The sequence below is a fragment of the Microbispora sp. ZYX-F-249 genome (assembly GCF_039649665.1).
Classification (GTDB): Bacteria; Actinomycetota; Actinomycetes; order Streptosporangiales; family Streptosporangiaceae; genus Microbispora; species Microbispora maris.
This window is the reverse complement of sequence record NZ_JBDJAW010000045.1, coordinates 1-15,671: the sequence shown is the minus strand read 5'-3', so window position 1 is coordinate 15,671 and position 15,671 is coordinate 1. Positions and strand designations below refer to the sequence as shown.

Here is a 15,671-nt window from a genome sequence, read left to right as displayed (position 1 = left end):
ACGTTAGGGTGAACACCTGGCGAACGCGCCCTGTTCGCCCGTTCGGGCTGATGCGCCGGGGCGCCTTCGCTAGTGTCCGAAAGGACACGGCGACGCTACGCCAGGCGTGGCCGTTCCCCCCGAGCCTCCAACAGATAGCTGAGCGTTTCTCCCGTGAGTGACACCCGCCATCACCCCCCGGTTCCCGGATCCCCGCAAGGCAACGACCCCGATGCCGAAGAGGCTCCCACCGGAGTGATAGGCCGGATCACCGGAGACTGGCCGGCTCCGGACGGCGGCCTGCCGCGGCGAGAGCCGAAGCCCGCGGGCGATCCCGAGGGGGAGCAGGGCGCGGGTGGCCCGGCCGGCGAGCGGCCCGAGCACGGGCGCCACGAGAGCGTCCTGTCCGCCCCCGTCGACGAGAGCACGGCCGCACCCGCGCACGGACGCCACGAAAGCGACGAGAGTGCTCCGGGGAGCGCGGCAGGGCCGGCCGCCGAAGCGCGCGGCGGCACCGCTTCCTACGACAAGCCATACGAGAAGCAGCCCCTGCCCACCCGCAAACCGCGCGGCGCGGAAGGCCCCGGCGGCATCCCGCACAGCTCCATTCCGAAGAGCGCCTCGCCCACCGGCTCCGCACCCACCGGTTCCGCGCCGGCCGGTGCCGCGTCGCAGGACACGCCGTACGAGAAGCAGCCCCTGCCCGTACGGAAGCCACGCAAGCCGGGCGCCTCCCGCCTGGGTATGCCGCCCGCGTCCGCCCCGCAGGCCGAGGGCTTCGACTACTTCGGCCGGGGCCAGGAGCGTCCGGGCGTCCCGCGTGTGGCGGCCGCCTCCGACGGCCCCGCCCGGCCGCAGGCGTTCCCCGAGCATGGTCCACGCAACCTGTCGGACGCCTTCCCCGGCGGCGGCCGGCGGTCGTCCGGCCTCGGCCACCCGGACGGCGCCGGCACCGAGCCCGGCTTCGGCCAGCGGGACGGCTCGGGCCTGCGGGGTGGCTCCGACGCCCCCACGCCGCCGTTCGGCGACTCCCCGGCCTTCCCGGCGCCGGCCTTCGGCGCCGCGCCGCCGTTCCCCGAGCCTCCGGGATTCCCCGAGCCTCCATCGAGCTTCCCCGAGCCTCCGGGATTCCCCCAGCAGCCGGCCGCCGCCGCGGGCAGGACCGCGAACCCCTTCCTCGACACTCCACCGTCCGGCGTCGGCCCGGCCTTCCCACCGGACGACCCCTTCGGCGCCGCGCCGCCGTTCCCCGAGACCACCCGCGGCCGGAGCGGCGGGCGGGACTTCCCGGACGCCTTCCCCGGGGCCGCTCCGAACGCGGCCTTCGGCTCCGCGTCCGCGCCGGAGGCGCCCGCTCCCGCGTGGCCCGGCCAGGAGGCCGACCCCGCCCGGTTCGACCCCTGGCGGCGCTCCTCGCAGGACGACACCGGCGGCCCGGGCGACCCCCGCCAGACCGGCCCGCTCGGCAGGCCGCTGCGCGCCCCGCTGCCCGCCTGGGCCGAGGTGCCCCTCCGCCCGGACGACGCCTTCGCCCGCGGCGAGGGACGGAACGACGGACTGGACAACGAGCCCGAGCAGGAGCCCGCGCCCCGGGCCAAGAAGCCGCGCGATCCCTACCTGGACAACGTGAAGTTCGTCGGCATCGCCCTGGTGCCGATCGGGCACGCGCTGGTCCCGACGCTCGCGGCCGACTCCGCGCGGGCGACGTACCTGTTCATCTACGTCTTCCACATGCCGCTGTTCGTCATCATCAGCGGTTACCTGTCCAGGAACTTCTGGAACTCGAACGCGAAGACCAACAAGCTGGTCGACACGTTCCTGGTGCCGTACGTGATCGTCGAGGTGGGGTACGCCCTGCTGCGCACCGCCTTCGGGCACAAGTTCAGCCTCACCATCATGGATCCGGCGTGGTTGAACTGGTATCTGCTCGCGCTGCTGTTCTGGCGGCTTTCCACGCCTGTGTGGAAGCGGATGAAACATCCGTTCCTCATCTCGGTCGCCGTGTACCTGTTCGCCGGGTTCTCCGAGCTGTCCGGCGATTTCAGCATGGACCGGTTCTTCGGGCTGCTGCCGTTCTTCGTCCTCGGCCTCGTGCTCAAGCCGGAGGTCTTCGACTTCCTCAAGCAGCGCTGGGTGATGATGCTGTCGGTGGTCGTGCTGCTGGGCGCCGCGGGCGTGGCGATCTTCCTGGTGAAGAACTACTCGGTCAAGCTCGGCCCGATCTACTACAAGGACAGCTACAAGGACCTCCACCTGGTCTGGTGGAAGGGCATGCTGCTGCGCACCGGCCTGCTGGTCGCCGCGCTGGCAATGTCGGCGGCCGTGATGTCGCTCATCCCCCGGCGCCAGACGTGGTTCACCGACCTCGGCACCCGCACGCTCTACTGCTACCTGCTGCACGGCGTGCCGGTGATGATCGCCAAGGAGATGGGCTGGGTCAGCTTCCCCTGGCTGTACGGCCCGCTCGGGGTGGCGGCCATCGCGGCCTCGGGCTTCGCCCTGGCCATCGTGCTGTGCCTGCCGGTGACCCGTGCGGCGTTCAAGTGGCTGCTCGAACCCCGGCTGACATGGCTGTACCGGCGGCCGAGCGGACAGGCGCCGAAGCCGGTGAGCACCGGAAGTTAAGCCTCATTTCGGGAGGCATTCACCTGGCGCATCCGGTCATTTCGGACGGCACGGTCAGCCTCCCCTCATGAGGGTATGCGTCGGCACGACAGTCCATCACCCGGAGGACGCGCGGATCACCCACCGGCAGATCGGGGCGCTGCTCGACGCCGGGCACGAGGTGACCTTCGTCGCGCCCTTCACGCACTGCAACGTGACGCCGCGGCCGGGCATCCGGGCCGTCGACGTGCCGAGGGCGGTCGGCCTGCACCGCGGAAAGGCGCTGCGGGCCGCCGCCTCCGCCCTGCGCAGGGCCGTGCGGGACGCCGACCTGCTGCTCGTGCACGACATCGAGCTGCTGCTCGCGCTGCCGCGCAGACGGCCGCCCACGGTCTGGGACGTCCACGAGGACACGATCGGCGCGCTGCGGGCGAAGGCGTACCTGCCGGGGCCGTTGCGGACCGTCCTGCCGCCCCTGATCCGCGCGGTCGAGGGCCGTGCCGAGCGGCGTCTCCACCTGATCCTCGCCGAGGAGTCCTACCGCGAGCGCTTCCCCGGCCCGCACCCCGTGGTGCCCAACCACACGTACGTGCCGCCGGCGCCGCCCGCGCCGCCGGGGGACTCCCGGGTCGTCTACGTGGGGCAGATCTCCCTGGCGCGCGGCGCGGCCGAGATGGTGGAGATCGCCCGGCGGCTCCGGCCCCACGGCATCCGCCTGGACCTGATCGGACCGGCGGACGCGGCGGTGCGTCCCATGCTGCGCGACGCGCAGCGGGCGGGGCTGCTCGACTGGTTCGGATACGTCCCCAACAACCACGCGCTGCGGATGGCCGAGGGCGCCCTTGCCGGGCTGTCCCTGCTGCACGACGTGCCGAACTACCGTGAGTCGACGCCCACGAAGGTCGTCGAGTACATGGCCCGCGGCATCCCCGTCGTCACGACCCCGCTGCCGAGGGCGGCGTCCCTGGTCGGGCGGGTCGACTGCGGGACGATCGTCCCGTTCGGCGACGTCGGCGCGGTGGCCGGCGCCGTCGTGCAGTCCGTGCTCCGCCTGCGCGAGGACGCCGAACGGCGGGCCGCGATGGGCGCCCGGGGCTACGTCGAGGCGCTGAACCACCATCACTGGCCCGCCGTGGCCGGCGCGTTCGTCGCTCTGCTGGAGCGGTGGGCCCAGGCCGCGGACACGGTGCCGGCCCTGAGCCCCGGCCGTACGGTCCCGGCCTGACCCCCGCTCAGGGCCGGCCGGACGCGGACAGCAGGCGCGCACCCGTGACCGCGAGGCCGGCGGCCTGGGTGATCGCGCCCGCGACCTCGAACCACTCGGTGCCGGCCACGAGCCCGATAACGTGCAGCGGCGGCCACGCGATGACCCCGGCGGCGGCCCACAGCGGCACGACACGGGCGCGTAGCAGGGCCAGCCCGAGCAGCAGCGTGCCGACGAGGTTGCCGAGCGCGAAGAGCAGGAACACCCAGATGCCGATCGGCTCGCTCTGGGTGCCGTCGATGACCGCCGCGTAATCGGCGGCACGGCCACCGCCTTCCGCCATGACGATGTCGGTGATCCCCGCGAAGGCGACCGCGAAGTAGCACATGTACCCGGCCGCCACGAGGGTCGCGCCGAGTGCCCCGAGCCTGCGGCTCCGGTCGCCGATGAGGCGCCTCGCGCCGAGCATGGCCGGGACCATGAGCAGGCTCCCCAGCATGGCGGCGACCGTACTGAGGCGATACAGGCCGGGGTGGGCCGCCACGAGGGCGAGCGTGTTCGCCCCGGTGCTGTCGTCCCCTCCGGCGCGGGTGGCCCAGGCGTAGGCGCCGTTGGCGGCGACGAAGCCCCACGGCGCGGTGAACAGCGCCAGGGCGAGCGGCAGATGACGAGTGCGCGACGGAGCCGTCTCCGCGGGTTCTCCTCGGTCGAGCAGGTGGGGGGTCATGCGCGGGAGCGCAGCGCCGGGGCGAGGAACGCGACGCAGGCGAGCGTCAGCGCGATGCCGACCGCGGCCACCGCGATGGCCGGCGCCGGGACTCCATCGGCGAAGAACGCCGGCACGGCGCTGAGCGCCGACAGCAGCCGGGTGACGATCACGGCCACCACCCCGGCGCGGCTGCCGCGCCAGGCCGGCACGACGCCGACCACGGTGATCAGGCCGAGCACGCCGTCGGCGAGAGCCACCGCGAACGGCGGGTGCTCGCCGTCGCCCAGCGGCACCGAGATCACGTCGCCGAGACCGAACAGAGCGGCCAGGACCAGGCCGATGATGAGGGGAACGGAGCGTTTCACTGTGCCTCCCGAGCTGCGGGACCGGATGCGGATGTCTCGCAGTGTGGGCGCGCCGGCCCCGCCGGCGGATCCGGGCCGGCGCTGGTCCGATCTCCGTGCTGGCACGTATTCACCCCGGCCGCCGCGCGGCCTACGGTGTGCTCGTGGCACTCCCCCGTCTGCTCACGTACGCCGCCGCGACGCTGGTGTGCGCGCTGATGGCCGCCCCGGTGGCGCCGGCCGTCGCGGGCGGCGGGACGGTGGTGCTGGACGGCATGGCGTTCGCGATCGGCATCGCGCTCGCCCTGCCCTCCGTCGTGCTCGGCGTGCTGGTCGCCACCCGGCGTCCGCACAGCGTGGTGGGCCTGCTGCTGGTGCTGGCCGGCGCGGCGCCCGTGTATGTCGCGGCCGGTGAGTCGTACGCGGACCTGGCGATGCGGCGGGGGCTGTTCACCGAGGTCTACGCGGCGCTGTCGCAGGGCAATTGGATGTTCCTGTACGTGCCGGCGGCGCTGCTCATGCTCGTCTTCCCCGACGGCAAACTGCCGGGACGGCGCTGGCGCTGGGCCGTCGCCGGGCTGCTGGTCGTGCCCGTGCTGTTCATGCTGATCGCGGCGTGCGTCCCCGATGCGTATCCGCCGCCGTTCGAGGGCACGCCGCACCTGCTGCGGCCTCCGCGGGCGTACCTGCCGATGCTGGAGATCGCAGGTGTGGCGCTGCTGCCGGTCTTCCTCGGGCTGCTGATCACGTCGGCGGCGGCGATGGTCATCCGCTACCGCCGCGCGGACGACGAGGTGAGCCGGGCACGGGTCAAGTGGTTCGCCCTCGGCGCCGTCTTCCTGCCGCTCACGCTGCTGCTGTGCTGGGTCGGTTACCTTTTCCTCGGCAGCCCCGACCTGGCGGTGCTCGGCCTTTCCGCGACGGCCGTGGCGATCCCGGCGGCGTCCGCCATCGCGATGCTGCGCCACGACCTCTACGACGTCGACCGGGCGATCAGCGCCGCCGTCACCTACGGCCTGGTCACCACGATCCTGCTGGGTTTCTACACGGCCGCCTCGTTCCTCGCCGGCCTCGGCGCGGGGCGCGGCTCACCCGTCGCGGCGGCCGCCGCCACCGCCGTCTGCGCCGCGGCGCTGTCTCCGCTGCGCGTCCGGCTCCAGCGCCGGGTGGACCGGCGGCTCTACCCGGCCCGGCAGGCCGTGCTGACCGCCGTCGCGCGGCTGCGCGACCGCATGCACGCCGGGCAGGCCAGGCCGGAGGAGCTGGAGGCGGCGCTGCGCGAGGCGCTGCGCGACCGGGCGCTGCGCGTCGGCTACCGGATCCCCGGCGCCACCGGTCTGGTCGACGCGGCCGGCGCCCCCGTCGATCCCGGCGACTCCCCCGTGACACCCGTACGGCTCGGGGGACACGAGATCGGCGCGATCGTACGCGGCCGGACCGGGAGCCGCGAGCTGCTGCGCGAGGCGGCCGGCGCGAGCGCCCTGCTCATCGAGGTCGTCCGGCTGCGGATCGAGGTGAGCCGGGCGCTCGAGGAGGCCGAGGCCAGCCGGACCCGGCTGCTGCACGCCGGTTACGAGGAGCGGCGGCGGCTCGAACGCGACCTGCACGACGGCGCCCAGCAGCGCCTGGTGTCCCTCGGCATGGCGATCCGGCTCGCCCAGCGCCACCTCGGCGACGGCACGGCCGACGTCGACGCCCTGCTGGACGAGTGGGTGGCCGAGCTGGCCGTCGCGGTCACCGAGCTGCGGCAGATCGCGCACGGCCTGCGCCCGAGCAGCCTCGACGACGGTCTCGGCAACGCGCTGGTCATGCTGGCGGGCAAGGTCCCGGTGCCCGTGGCGCTCGACGTGTCCGCCGGCGACCTGCCGGACGACGTGGCGATGACCGCCTACTACGTGGCGAGCGAGGCGATGACGAACGCGGTCAAGCACGCCGGCCCCGCCGCCATCGGCGTGCGCGTCAGCCGGGCCGGCGACCACGTCACCGTACGGATCAGCGACGACGGGCGGGGCGGCGCGCTGATGCGGCCGGGCGCCGGGCTGGCGGGCCTGGCCGACCGGGTCCGGGCGGCGGGCGGCGCGCTGCGGCTGTCGAGCCCGCAGGGCGGCGGGACGACGGTGGAGGCGGTGCTGCCGTGCGCGTCGTGATCGGGGAGGACTCCGCCCTGTTCCGGGAGGGTCTGGCCCGGCTGCTCGCCGGCGCCGGGCACGAGGTGGTGGCCAAGGCCCAGGACGCTCCCGGGCTGGTCGCCGCCGTCGACGCCGCCGAGCCCGACCTGGTCATCGCCGACATCCGGATGCCGCCCGACCACACCGACGACGGCGCACGGGCGGCCCGGCGGATCCGCGACGCCCACCCCGGCCTCGGCATCGTCCTGCTCTCCCAGCACGTCGAGACCCGGCACTCGGTCGATTTGGTGTCCCGCGGCGGGTTCGGCTACCTGCTCAAGGACCGCGTCTTCGACGTGGACGACTTCCTCGACACGCTGCGCCGGGTGGCGGCCGGCGGCTCCGCCCTCGACCCCGAGGTCGTCTCGCGCCTCATCGGCGTACGCCGGGCCGCCGACCCGCTGGCGTCGCTCAGCGCCCGTGAGCGCGAGGTGCTCGCGCTGATGGCCGAGGGCCGTACGAACGTCGGCATCGCCCGGCGGCTCTACCTGACCGACCGGACGGTGGAGACCCACGTCAGCTCGATCCTCGCCAAGCTCGGCCTGCCCGGCTCGGAGGAGGACCACCGCCGCGTGCTGGCCGTCCTGCTCTATCTCAACCGCTCCCGGACCTGACGCAGGCGGCGGTCCAGGAAGGCCCGCTCGGAGGCGTTCCGGGTGCGGGCGATCGCGGCCTCGTACGCCCGGGCGGCCTCCTCGGCCCGGCCGAGCCGCCGCAGCAGGTCGGCCCGGACCGCGTGGAACAGGTGATAGCCGTTCAGGTCGAGAGCGTCCACGAGGGCGAGCGCGGCCTCCGGCCCGTCGACCTCGGCCACCACGACCGCGCGGTTCAGTGCGGCCACCGGGCTCGGGGCGAGGGCGAGCAGGTGGTCGTACAGGCTCAGGATCTGCCGCCAGTCCGTGGCGTCCGCCGTCGGCGCGTCGGCGTGGACGGCGTTGATCGCCGCCTGGATCTGGTACGGCCCCGGCCGGCCGCGCCGCAGGCACGCCCGCACGATGTCCTGGCCCTCGGCGGTGAGGGCGCGGTCCCACCGGCCGCGGTCCTGATCGGGCAGCGGCACAAGGTCGCCCGACGGGGTGGTGCGGGCGTCGCGCCGCGCGTGGAGGAGCAGCATGAGCGCGAGCAGCCCCATGACCTCCGGCTCGCCGGGCAGCAGCGCGGCCAGCAGGCGGCCGAGCCGGACGGCCTCCGCGCACAGGTCCTCGCGGACCAGCCGGTCGCCCGCGCTCGCCGTGTGCCCCTCGTTGAAGATCAGGTACACGACGGCGAGCACGGCCCTGAGCCGCTCCGGCAGGTCGGCCTCGCGCGGCACACGGTACGGGATGCCGGCGTCGCGGATCTTGGCCTTGGCCCGGACCAGCCGCTGGGCCATGGTCGGCTCCGGGACCAGGAACGCGCGTGCGATCTCGGCCGTGGTGAGGCCGCCCAGCAGGCGCAGCGTCAGCGCGACCCGGGCGGCGGGGGCGAGCGCCGGATGGCAGCAGGTGAAGATGAGGCGGAGCCGGTCGTCGTGCACCGGCCCCTCCTCGTCCGGCCCGTCCTCGGCTGGTTCGTCCTCGGCGGCGTGCAGCCGGACCGCCCGCGCGTGCCGGTCCTCGCGCAGGGACTCCCGCCGGTGGCGGTCGATCATCCGGTTGCGGGCGGTGGTGATGATCCAGCCGGCCGGGCTCGGCGGCATCCCGTCGCGTGGCCAGCGCCGCACCGCCTCGGCGAACGCGTCCTGGACCGCCTCCTCGGCGACGTCGATGTCGCCGAAGTGGCGGACCAGGACCGCGACGGCGCGGCCGTACTCCTCGCGGAACACCCGCTCGACGTCCGGGGACGCCGCACTACGCGAGGTCGTCATCGCCTTCCACGACCCCGGCGAACGGGCGCACCTCCACCGGGAGCGTGGTCGCGCGGGCGAGCTTGCGGCCCCACTCCAGCGCCGCGTCCAGATCGGGCGCCTTGATGATCGTCAGCCCGCCGACGTGCTCCTTGCCCTCGGTGTACGGCCCGTCGGTGACGAGCTCCTCGCCGTCCCGCGCCCGCACGACCGTGGCCGTGGCCGGATCGTGCAGCCCTCCGGAGAAGACCCACGCGCCCGCGGCCCGCAGCTCCCCGTTGAGGGCCGCGAGGTCCCGCATGATCGGCTCCAGGACCTCCGGCGGGGGCGTCCCGCCGTCGGGCTGCTGGATGCTGAGCAGGTAGTGCCTCACCGTCTCGTACACCTCCTCGGCGGGGCCCACCCGGCGCGGGCCCGTTCACCTTCTACACGAACGGCCGCCCCCGGTTTCGACATCCGCCGGAAACCAGGTCTGGGACAACCTTGCCGCCGTACGGCTGTCGCCGGGCCGCCGGTCTTGCTGTACTGGAACCATGGCAAGCCATGTCGTCCAGGGGCGCGGGGTCGAGACGCCGGTGGAGGTGCGCGACGCCTCGGTGTGCCTCGCCGCCTACCTGGTGCGGGCCGACGCCGCCCGCGCGGTCCTCGCGTACTCCAGGATGGACGTCACCGAGGTCCTGCCGGGCAAGGCCCTGTGCTCGCTGGTGTTCGTCCGCTATCACGACTCCGACCTGGGCTCCTACAACGAGTTCGGGGTGACCTTCCTCGTACGGCCCGCCGACGCGGGCCCCCCGCCGAGCCGCGGACCGCTGGCCGGGCTGAAGGACCTGCGCGGGGCGGGCACGGGCGCCTTCGTCCACTGGCTGCCGGTCGACCAGGCGTTCACGCTGGAGGCCGGAAGGACCATCTGGGGCTTCCCCAAGGAGCTCGCCGACGTCGACCTGCGGCTCGGCTCGCCGTACAAGCGGTGCCTGCTGCGCAAGGACGGGCGGATGGTCGTCGACCTGCTGCTCAGGCCCGGCGTTCCGGCGACGCCCGTGCCGCTGCTCGGGGAGACGCTTCCCGTGCCGGACGCCTACGCCCACCTGGACGGGGTCACCCGCCGCATCCCCTGGACGGCCCGCGCCCGGGGCGTCCGCTGGCGGCCGGGCGGCGCGCTCATCCGCCTCGGCAACCACCCGATCGCCAAGGAGCTGAGCGAGCTCGGCCTGCCCCGGCGGGCCCTGATGACGGCCACCGCGGAGCGCGTGTCGATGACCTTCGAGGAGCCGGGACGCGCGTGACGCCGAGCCCGCGGCGCCCTCACCCGCCCCGGCGCCGGTCGTCGGTCTCGGCCCGGGACGCCTCGCCGCCGTGTAACGGATCATGGCCGCAGGTGCAGCGGTCCCTCCCCGAGGAGGCGTCGGCGTGCGCGGAACGGTCGTCCGCGGACATCGGCAGGGCGGCCGCAAGCCGGTCGACCTTCTCGCTCAGCGCCCTGATCTCGTTCATGACCACGATGTGCTGCTCCAGTTCCAGCTCCTGGTCCTCCTTCCACCGCTGGGCGTTGACCTCGGCCTCCATCGCGGAGACGATCACACCGATGAGCAGGTTGAGCACGAAGAACGCCGTGATCACGATGAACGTGGCGAAGAAGATCCACGCCAGCGGCTCCTTCGCCATCACGTCCTCGGCCACCTGCGGCCAGTTCTCGACCGTGAGAACCGTGAACATGGTGAACAGCGACCGCCCGAGATCCCCGAAGTACTGCGGGGCCGCCTCGTGGAAGAGCTGCTCGCCGATCACGGACGCGGTGTAGAGCGACAGCAGCAGAAGGACCACCGCCGAGGCCAGCCCCGGGAGCGCGGCGAACAGCGCCGAGACCACCCGCCGCATGCCCGGCACCACGGAGATCAGCCGCAGGACGCGCAGGAACCGGAAGAGCCTCAGGATCGACACCGACTCCGAGGCCGGCACGAGGGCCATGCCGACGATGACCAGGTCGAACCAGCTCCACGGGTCACGGAAGAACGCCTTGCCGTGGACGACGATCCGCAGGATGATCTCGACGACGAAAACGGCGAGGATGACCCGGTCGATCACGAGGAAGGTCGTGCCGTGGCGATCGGCCAGTTCGTTCGACGTCTCCAGCCCGAGCGCGATCCCGTTCAGCGCGATGACGGCGATGACCGCACGTTGGAAGACCGGAGAGTCGACGATGACGCGGAGCCGTTCGCGGTTGAAAACGGGCAAGCCCACACCCCTGAAGATCAGGCAGAAGAAACGCCCGAAATCTTACAATTTGGGGTTAACTATGGTTTCCGCAGGGCGTCGACCGCCTGCCACTCACGCAACGCGCGCCCGGCCGCGCCGGCGCCGGGCCCACGCCCCGGCAGCCGCCGGCGGCGTCCGCGCCGGCACACCTAGACGATGGGCGGGCGGCCGAGGCGGAGCATGCGCCAGGCGGTGCGCCAGGCCATCGGACGGCGCTCGCCCGCCGGCTCGCGCAGTCCTTCGAAGAAGCCGCGGAACCACGCCCTGATCGCGGGCATCGAGCGCTCGCGCACGAGCGTGAGCACGACCCAGTTGAGCAGGTAGAGCAGCGCGAGCGGCCACGGCAGGTTGCGCCGGGCCAGCCACACCCGGTTGCGGGCGTTCAGCCGGTAGAAATCCGTGTGCCGGGACGGCAGCACCAGCGGGTGGTACATCACCGTCTCGGCGTCGTACTCGATCCGGTACCCCTCGCCCAGCAGCCGCCAGGCGAGGTCGGTCTCCTCGTGGGCGTAGAAGAACTTCTCCGGCAACCCGCCGACCTGCAGAAACGCCGACTTCCTGATGGCGCAGGCGCCGCCGAGGAAGGTCGTCACCGGGGAGGACCGCTCGGGGTCGCCGGCCCGCAGCCGCGGCACGTGCCGCCGCTGCACCGAACCGCCCTCGGGGTCCATCACCCGGAAGCTGATCACCGCGAGGTCGGGCTCGTGCGTGAACCGCTCGCGGACGTGCGCGGCGACCTTGGCGTTGGCGTACCAGCCGTCGTCGTCGAGGAACAGGACGATGTCGCCGGAGCACTCCTGCACGCCGCGGTTGCGTCCCTCGGGGATGCCCGCGTTGCGCTCCAGCCGTACGGTCTTGATCGTGGCGGCGGAGCCGGGGAGCGGCTGCACGGTCAGCCGCGGCACGTCCGCGCCGTTGCCGACGATGACCACCTCGATGTCGCCGTCGGTCTGGGTGAGCGCGGACTCCACCGCCCGGTCGAGCTCGGCGATCCTGTTGCCCATGGTGAGGATGACACAGGAGATTTTCACCGCGTCACTGCCTCGACATGGGGCGCACTACACACGACTTCATGATCACCGAGTCTGTATGGCCGGGCAATCCGGGATCTGCCTGGTTTACCGTGGGACAAGGGTATCGGAACTGCCACCAAACCCCTACCCAACCGCGAATGTACGACCGATCGGCATGCCACGCGGGGACCGGCGCGCTCATGACAGCCGCCGGGACGCGAGGATGCTGACGAGGTGCAGCAGAAGCTGGACTCCCGCGATGACGACGCAGGCGACCACGAGGATCCGGGTGGCGGAGAACCAGTTGTCGAGCACCGCCGCGGCCACGACGATCAGCGACAGCTCGACGGCCTGGATCACCCGGTGGAACCGCAGCGCCGCGGCGAATCTGCGGGCCAGCGCGAGCCGGGGCGAGGTGAACTGCTGCGCCGCCGCCTCGGTGGTCGCCACCAGGCCCGAGCGGGCGCGGGCGACGTCGACCAGGTCGGTCTCCGACTTGATCAGGATCGCGCCGAGCGCCGCCGCCACGCCCATGACCGTGTACCAGTCGGGCAGCGTCTCGGAGGCACGGAAGCCCAGCCCGATCAGCAGCGCCGCCTCGGCGAAGTAGTGCCCGACCCGGTCGAGGTAGACCCCGGTGATCGAGGTGCGGCCGGTCCACCGGGCCAGCTCCCCGTCGGAGCAGTCGAGCAGCAGGTAGACCTGGATGAGCAGGGCCGCGCCCAGCGCCGCCCACAGACCCGGAAGGGCGAGCACGGCGCCCGCCGCCACCCCGCACACGATCATCAGGCCGGTGACCTGGTTCGGCGAGATGGGGGTCTTGGCCAGCAGCCAGGTGGCGTAGATGGACAGACGCCGCATGTACAGCAGGCCCGCCCAGTGCTCGCCGCTGCGGCGGTCCATGGTGGTCTGCGGCTGGGCGACCGCGCGAAGCTCAGCGACCGACGGCGCGGACATAGTCCTCAACTCTCCCCCGGACCTCGTGCTCCGACAGCCGGAGGTGCTCAAGGATGGTGTAACGGCCGGGCCGGGTGCTGGGGGCCAGCATCACCGCGGCCGTGAACTGGTCGGTCGTGAGGCCGACGTCGCCGGGTGCGACGGGCAGGCCGTGCCGCCTGAGGCAGCCGGTCACCTGGCCGAGCCGGTGCGCGTCCTCGCGGAGGAAGTAGCAGAACGCCGCGCCGATGCCCGCCAGCTCACCGTGATTGGAAGTGCCGGGGAAAAGCTGATCCACGGCATGAAGGATCTCATGGTCGCCACCACTCGCCGGACGGCTTGACCCCGCGATGACCATCGACATCCCCGAGAGGATCAGCGCCTCGGCGAGCACGGTCAGAAACGCGTCCGACTCGATCGTGTCCTGCCGGCCGAGCACGGCCTCGGCGGCCGTGCGCGACATGGAGATCGCCAGCCCGTCTATGGGCTCGCCCCGCTCGCTGTTGCCGAGCTGCCAGTCCTCGATGGCCGACAGGTTGCTGAGCACGTCGCCGATCCCGGATCGTACGAGCGCGGGCGGGGCGTCGTGGACGAACTCGAGGTCCACCATGATCGCCAGCGGCATGGGCACGCCGAACGAGCCCTTGCCGCCCTCGTACACGAGCGAGGCCACCGGCGAGCAGATGCCGTCGTGCGAGAGGTTGGTGGCCACGGCGACCATGGGGATGCCGGCGAGCGACGCGGCGTACTTGGTGGCGTCGATCGTCCGGCCGCCGCCGACGCCGACCACCGCCTCGTAGTTGCCCTTGCGCAGGTCCGCGCCGAGGGACACGGCCGCGTCCACGGTGCCGTCCGCCACCCGGAGCACCTTGGCCTCACCCAGCGACGGCGCGATGACCTCCGCGATGCGGTCGCCCTGCCCGACGCCGACCGCGACCGCGACCCGGCCGGAGGTGGCCACCCTGCTGTCGGCGAGCAGGGTGCCGAGCTGCGCGATCGCGCCCCGCCGCACCTCCATCGTGAGAGGCGCGGGGAGCATCCTTGCCAGAATCGGCATGCGAACTCCTCAGAAGACCGCGGAAGTCAGTAACGGCACGCGATCTCACGGGCCTTCGCGAGGTCGTCGTGGTTGTCCACCTCGACCCACTCGACCTTGCCGATCGGCGCGACGGCGATCTTCTCGCCGCGCTCGACCATCTCCTGGTAGCCGTCCTCGTAGTAGAGCTGCGGGTCGCGCTCGAAGGTGGCCTTCAACGCGTCGGCCAGCCGCTCGGCCGCGCCCGGCCGGATCAGCGTGGCGCCGATGTACTCGCCGTACGCCTCGGCGGGGTCCATCAGCTTGGTGATCCGCTTCAGCCGGCCGTCCTCCAGCGTGACCTTCATCTCCTCGTCCGCCAGCGACTTCACGTCGTCCACGGCGAGCAGGATGTCGGAGGTGTTCTCGGCGGCCAGCAGAGTCCGCTCCACCGACACGGGGTGGACGGTGTCGCCGTTCACCAGCAGCGCGCCCTGCGCGAAGTAGTCGCGGGCACACCACAGCGAGTAGGCGTTGTTCCACTCCTCGGCCTTGTCGTTGTGGACGAGCGTCAGCGTCACCCCGTGGCGCCGCTCCAGGTCGGCCTGCCGTTCCCGCACGGCCTGGGCCTGGTAGCCGACGATCACCACGACCTCGCGGAGGTCCACGGCCGCCAGGTTACGCAGGGCGATGTCGAGGATCGTGGTCTCACCGTCGACCGGCACCAGCGCCTTCGGCAGCGTGTCGGTGTACGGCCGCAGGCGACGTCCGGCTCCGGCGGCCAGCACCATTCCGAGCAATTTCCCGCACTCCTTGAGGTCGAGCGTCAGACAGTAACCCCAAAGGTTAGTTGGCTCGGCACCCCGCTTGGGTAATCCACCGTTGGTCTGACGTTAATCGGCGGGTGCCGGTTCCACGGCCTCGTCCGGCGTGCGGGGGGCGGCGAGCCAGCATGTCAGGCTCTCCCAGCCGAACAGGCCCCAGAGGTAGAGCGCGAGCAGCACGAACACGGCGGTCATCACGTCGAGCAGGCCGCCGAGGGCGACGACGAGCATCCGGCCGTCCCAGCCCAGCCCGGCCGTCGCCAGCCACGGCGGCGGATACACGTGCTGGCGCACCCGGTAGACGGTGTCGTAGTGGTGGAAGGCCATCGCGCCGAGCAGCGCGACGACGAGCACCGGTGGAACGGAACGGGCGAACCCGGCCGAGGCGATGAAGCCGTATTCGGTCAGCCGCAGGATCGGGGGCGCCAGCCAGTCGAGCCGGCCGTCGTGCCGGTGGGCGCTGCCCGCCCCGGCCAGCAGCAGGGCCACCGCCGGGGCGAAGACCGCGAAATCGTCGGCCCCGGCGATGCCCAGCACCAGCAGCACGGCGGTCACGAAGGCCCCCGCGATCGCGGGCGGCAGCGGCGGGAGCTGCCCGGCGACGAGCAGCCCCATCGCCTTCGACAGCGGGCCGTCGTCCCGGTAGGCCACCACGACGCTGCGCGGCACCGGGATCATGTGCACGGCGATCGCGCCGCGGCTCTTCCGGTCGGTCTCGTGCGGGCGCCGGCTCATGCCACCCCCTCGCCTGGCCGCTCGGGGTTTCGTCGTGCCGGAGGCGCGCAGACGACCCGGCA

The 15,671-nt window shown here is 72.9% G+C and carries 15 protein-coding genes; 5 read left to right on the top strand and 10 right to left on the bottom strand.

Going from position 1 to position 15,671, the window contains the following annotated elements; all coding sequences use genetic code 11:
* The first annotated feature begins 153 nt into the window (after positions 1–153).
* Positions 154–2,604: an acyltransferase family protein gene (locus tag AAH991_RS34110; RefSeq protein ID WP_346230052.1), complete on the top strand. Its 2,451-nt coding sequence runs from the start codon at positions 154–156 to the stop codon at positions 2,602–2,604.
* A gap of 67 nt (positions 2,605–2,671) precedes the next feature.
* Positions 2,672–3,808 carry a glycosyltransferase gene (locus AAH991_RS34105; protein WP_346230051.1) on the top strand — a complete coding sequence of 379 codons (1,137 nt, stop codon included), beginning with the start codon at positions 2,672–2,674 and terminating at the stop codon, positions 3,806–3,808.
* A gap of 7 nt (positions 3,809–3,815) precedes the next feature.
* On the opposite strand, the gene AAH991_RS34100 is transcribed toward AAH991_RS34105, so the two are convergent.
* Both AAH991_RS34100 and AAH991_RS34095 read right to left on the bottom strand, forming a co-directional pair.
* Positions 3,816–4,514 (bottom strand): hypothetical protein, encoded by a 699-nt coding sequence (locus tag AAH991_RS34100; RefSeq protein ID WP_346230050.1) that lies wholly within the window; start codon positions 4,512–4,514, stop codon positions 3,816–3,818.
* The gene (locus tag AAH991_RS34095) at positions 4,511–4,861 is read right to left on the bottom strand and encodes a hypothetical protein (protein ID WP_346230049.1); all 351 of its coding nucleotides are present in this window, start codon (positions 4,859–4,861) and stop codon (positions 4,511–4,513) included. Before AAH991_RS34095 ends, AAH991_RS34100 begins: the two co-directional genes overlap by 4 nt.
* Before the next feature lie 143 nt (positions 4,862–5,004).
* On the opposite strand from AAH991_RS34095, the gene AAH991_RS34090 reads away from it, so the two are divergent.
* Both AAH991_RS34090 and AAH991_RS34085 read left to right on the top strand, forming a co-directional pair.
* Positions 5,005–6,987 carry a sensor histidine kinase gene (locus tag AAH991_RS34090; RefSeq protein ID WP_346230048.1) on the top strand — a complete coding sequence of 661 codons (1,983 nt, stop codon included), beginning with the start codon at positions 5,005–5,007 and terminating at the stop codon, positions 6,985–6,987.
* Positions 6,975–7,622, top strand: coding sequence for a response regulator transcription factor (locus tag AAH991_RS34085; protein ID WP_346230047.1), 648 nt, complete (start codon positions 6,975–6,977; stop codon positions 7,620–7,622). The genes AAH991_RS34090 and AAH991_RS34085 overlap by 13 nt, the downstream gene beginning before the upstream one ends.
* Here AAH991_RS34085 and AAH991_RS34080 read toward each other — a convergent pair.
* The gene (locus AAH991_RS34080) at positions 7,598–8,854 is read right to left on the bottom strand and encodes an RNA polymerase sigma factor (RefSeq protein WP_346230046.1); all 1,257 of its coding nucleotides are present in this window, start codon (positions 8,852–8,854) and stop codon (positions 7,598–7,600) included. The genes AAH991_RS34085 and AAH991_RS34080 overlap by 25 nt on opposite strands.
* Entirely contained in the window at positions 8,838–9,218 is a 381-nt protein-coding gene (locus tag AAH991_RS34075) for a YciI family protein (RefSeq protein ID WP_346230045.1), read from the bottom strand. Before AAH991_RS34075 ends, AAH991_RS34080 begins: the two co-directional genes overlap by 17 nt.
* 148 nt (positions 9,219–9,366) lie before the next feature.
* Here AAH991_RS34075 and AAH991_RS34070 point away from each other — a divergent pair, with 148 nt between their 5' ends.
* Positions 9,367–10,116, top strand: a complete 750-nt coding sequence (locus tag AAH991_RS34070; protein WP_346230044.1) for an acetoacetate decarboxylase family protein — start codon at positions 9,367–9,369, stop codon at positions 10,114–10,116.
* A 19-nt stretch (positions 10,117–10,135) separates the two neighbouring features.
* On the opposite strand, the gene AAH991_RS34065 is transcribed toward AAH991_RS34070, so the two are convergent.
* The 6 genes from AAH991_RS34065 to AAH991_RS34040 form a co-directional block, all read right to left on the bottom strand.
* Positions 10,136–11,065 (bottom strand): ion transporter, encoded by a 930-nt coding sequence (locus AAH991_RS34065; protein WP_346230043.1) that lies wholly within the window; start codon positions 11,063–11,065, stop codon positions 10,136–10,138.
* Positions 11,066–11,235: 170 nt separating this feature from the next.
* The gene (locus AAH991_RS34060; RefSeq protein ID WP_346230042.1) at positions 11,236–12,117 is read right to left on the bottom strand and encodes a glycosyltransferase family 2 protein; all 882 of its coding nucleotides are present in this window, start codon (positions 12,115–12,117) and stop codon (positions 11,236–11,238) included.
* 180 nt (positions 12,118–12,297) lie between these two features.
* On the bottom strand, positions 12,298–13,056 hold the full coding sequence (locus tag AAH991_RS34055) for a CDP-alcohol phosphatidyltransferase family protein (protein ID WP_346230041.1): 759 nt from the start codon (positions 13,054–13,056) through the stop codon (positions 12,298–12,300).
* Positions 13,034–14,074 (bottom strand): iron-containing alcohol dehydrogenase family protein, encoded by a 1,041-nt coding sequence (locus AAH991_RS34050; protein WP_346230086.1) that lies wholly within the window; start codon positions 14,072–14,074, stop codon positions 13,034–13,036. Before AAH991_RS34050 ends, AAH991_RS34055 begins: the two co-directional genes overlap by 23 nt.
* Before the next feature lie 44 nt (positions 14,075–14,118).
* Complete coding sequence (locus tag AAH991_RS34045; protein WP_346230040.1) at positions 14,119–14,850, bottom strand: phosphocholine cytidylyltransferase family protein; 732 nt, start codon at positions 14,848–14,850, stop codon at positions 14,119–14,121.
* A 93-nt stretch (positions 14,851–14,943) separates the two neighbouring features.
* A complete protein-coding gene (locus AAH991_RS34040) occupies positions 14,944–15,609 on the bottom strand; it encodes a DUF5941 domain-containing protein (RefSeq protein WP_169986224.1) in 666 nt (221 codons plus the stop codon).
* Between the last annotated feature and the right edge of the window lie 62 nt (positions 15,610–15,671).

What these genes read in the sequence shown, in the direction of transcription:
- AAH991_RS34105 (WP_346230051.1), top strand. Translation starts at nt 2,672, where the DNA reads ATGAGGGTATGCGTCGGCACGACAGTCCATCACCCGGAGGACGCGCGG.
- AAH991_RS34100 (WP_346230050.1), bottom strand. Translation starts at nt 4,514, where the DNA reads ATGACCCCCCACCTGCTCGACCGAGGAGAACCCGCGGAGACGGCTCCG.
- AAH991_RS34080 (WP_346230046.1), bottom strand. Translation starts at nt 8,854, where the DNA reads ATGACGACCTCGCGTAGTGCGGCGTCCCCGGACGTCGAGCGGGTGTTC.
- AAH991_RS34070 (WP_346230044.1), top strand. Translation starts at nt 9,367, where the DNA reads ATGGCAAGCCATGTCGTCCAGGGGCGCGGGGTCGAGACGCCGGTGGAG.
- AAH991_RS34055 (WP_346230041.1), bottom strand. Translation starts at nt 13,056, where the DNA reads ATGTCCGCGCCGTCGGTCGCTGAGCTTCGCGCGGTCGCCCAGCCGCAG.
- AAH991_RS34050 (WP_346230086.1), bottom strand. Translation starts at nt 14,074, where the DNA reads ATGCTCCCCGCGCCTCTCACGATGGAGGTGCGGCGGGGCGCGATCGCG.
- AAH991_RS34040 (WP_169986224.1), bottom strand. Translation starts at nt 15,609, where the DNA reads ATGAGCCGGCGCCCGCACGAGACCGACCGGAAGAGCCGCGGCGCGATC.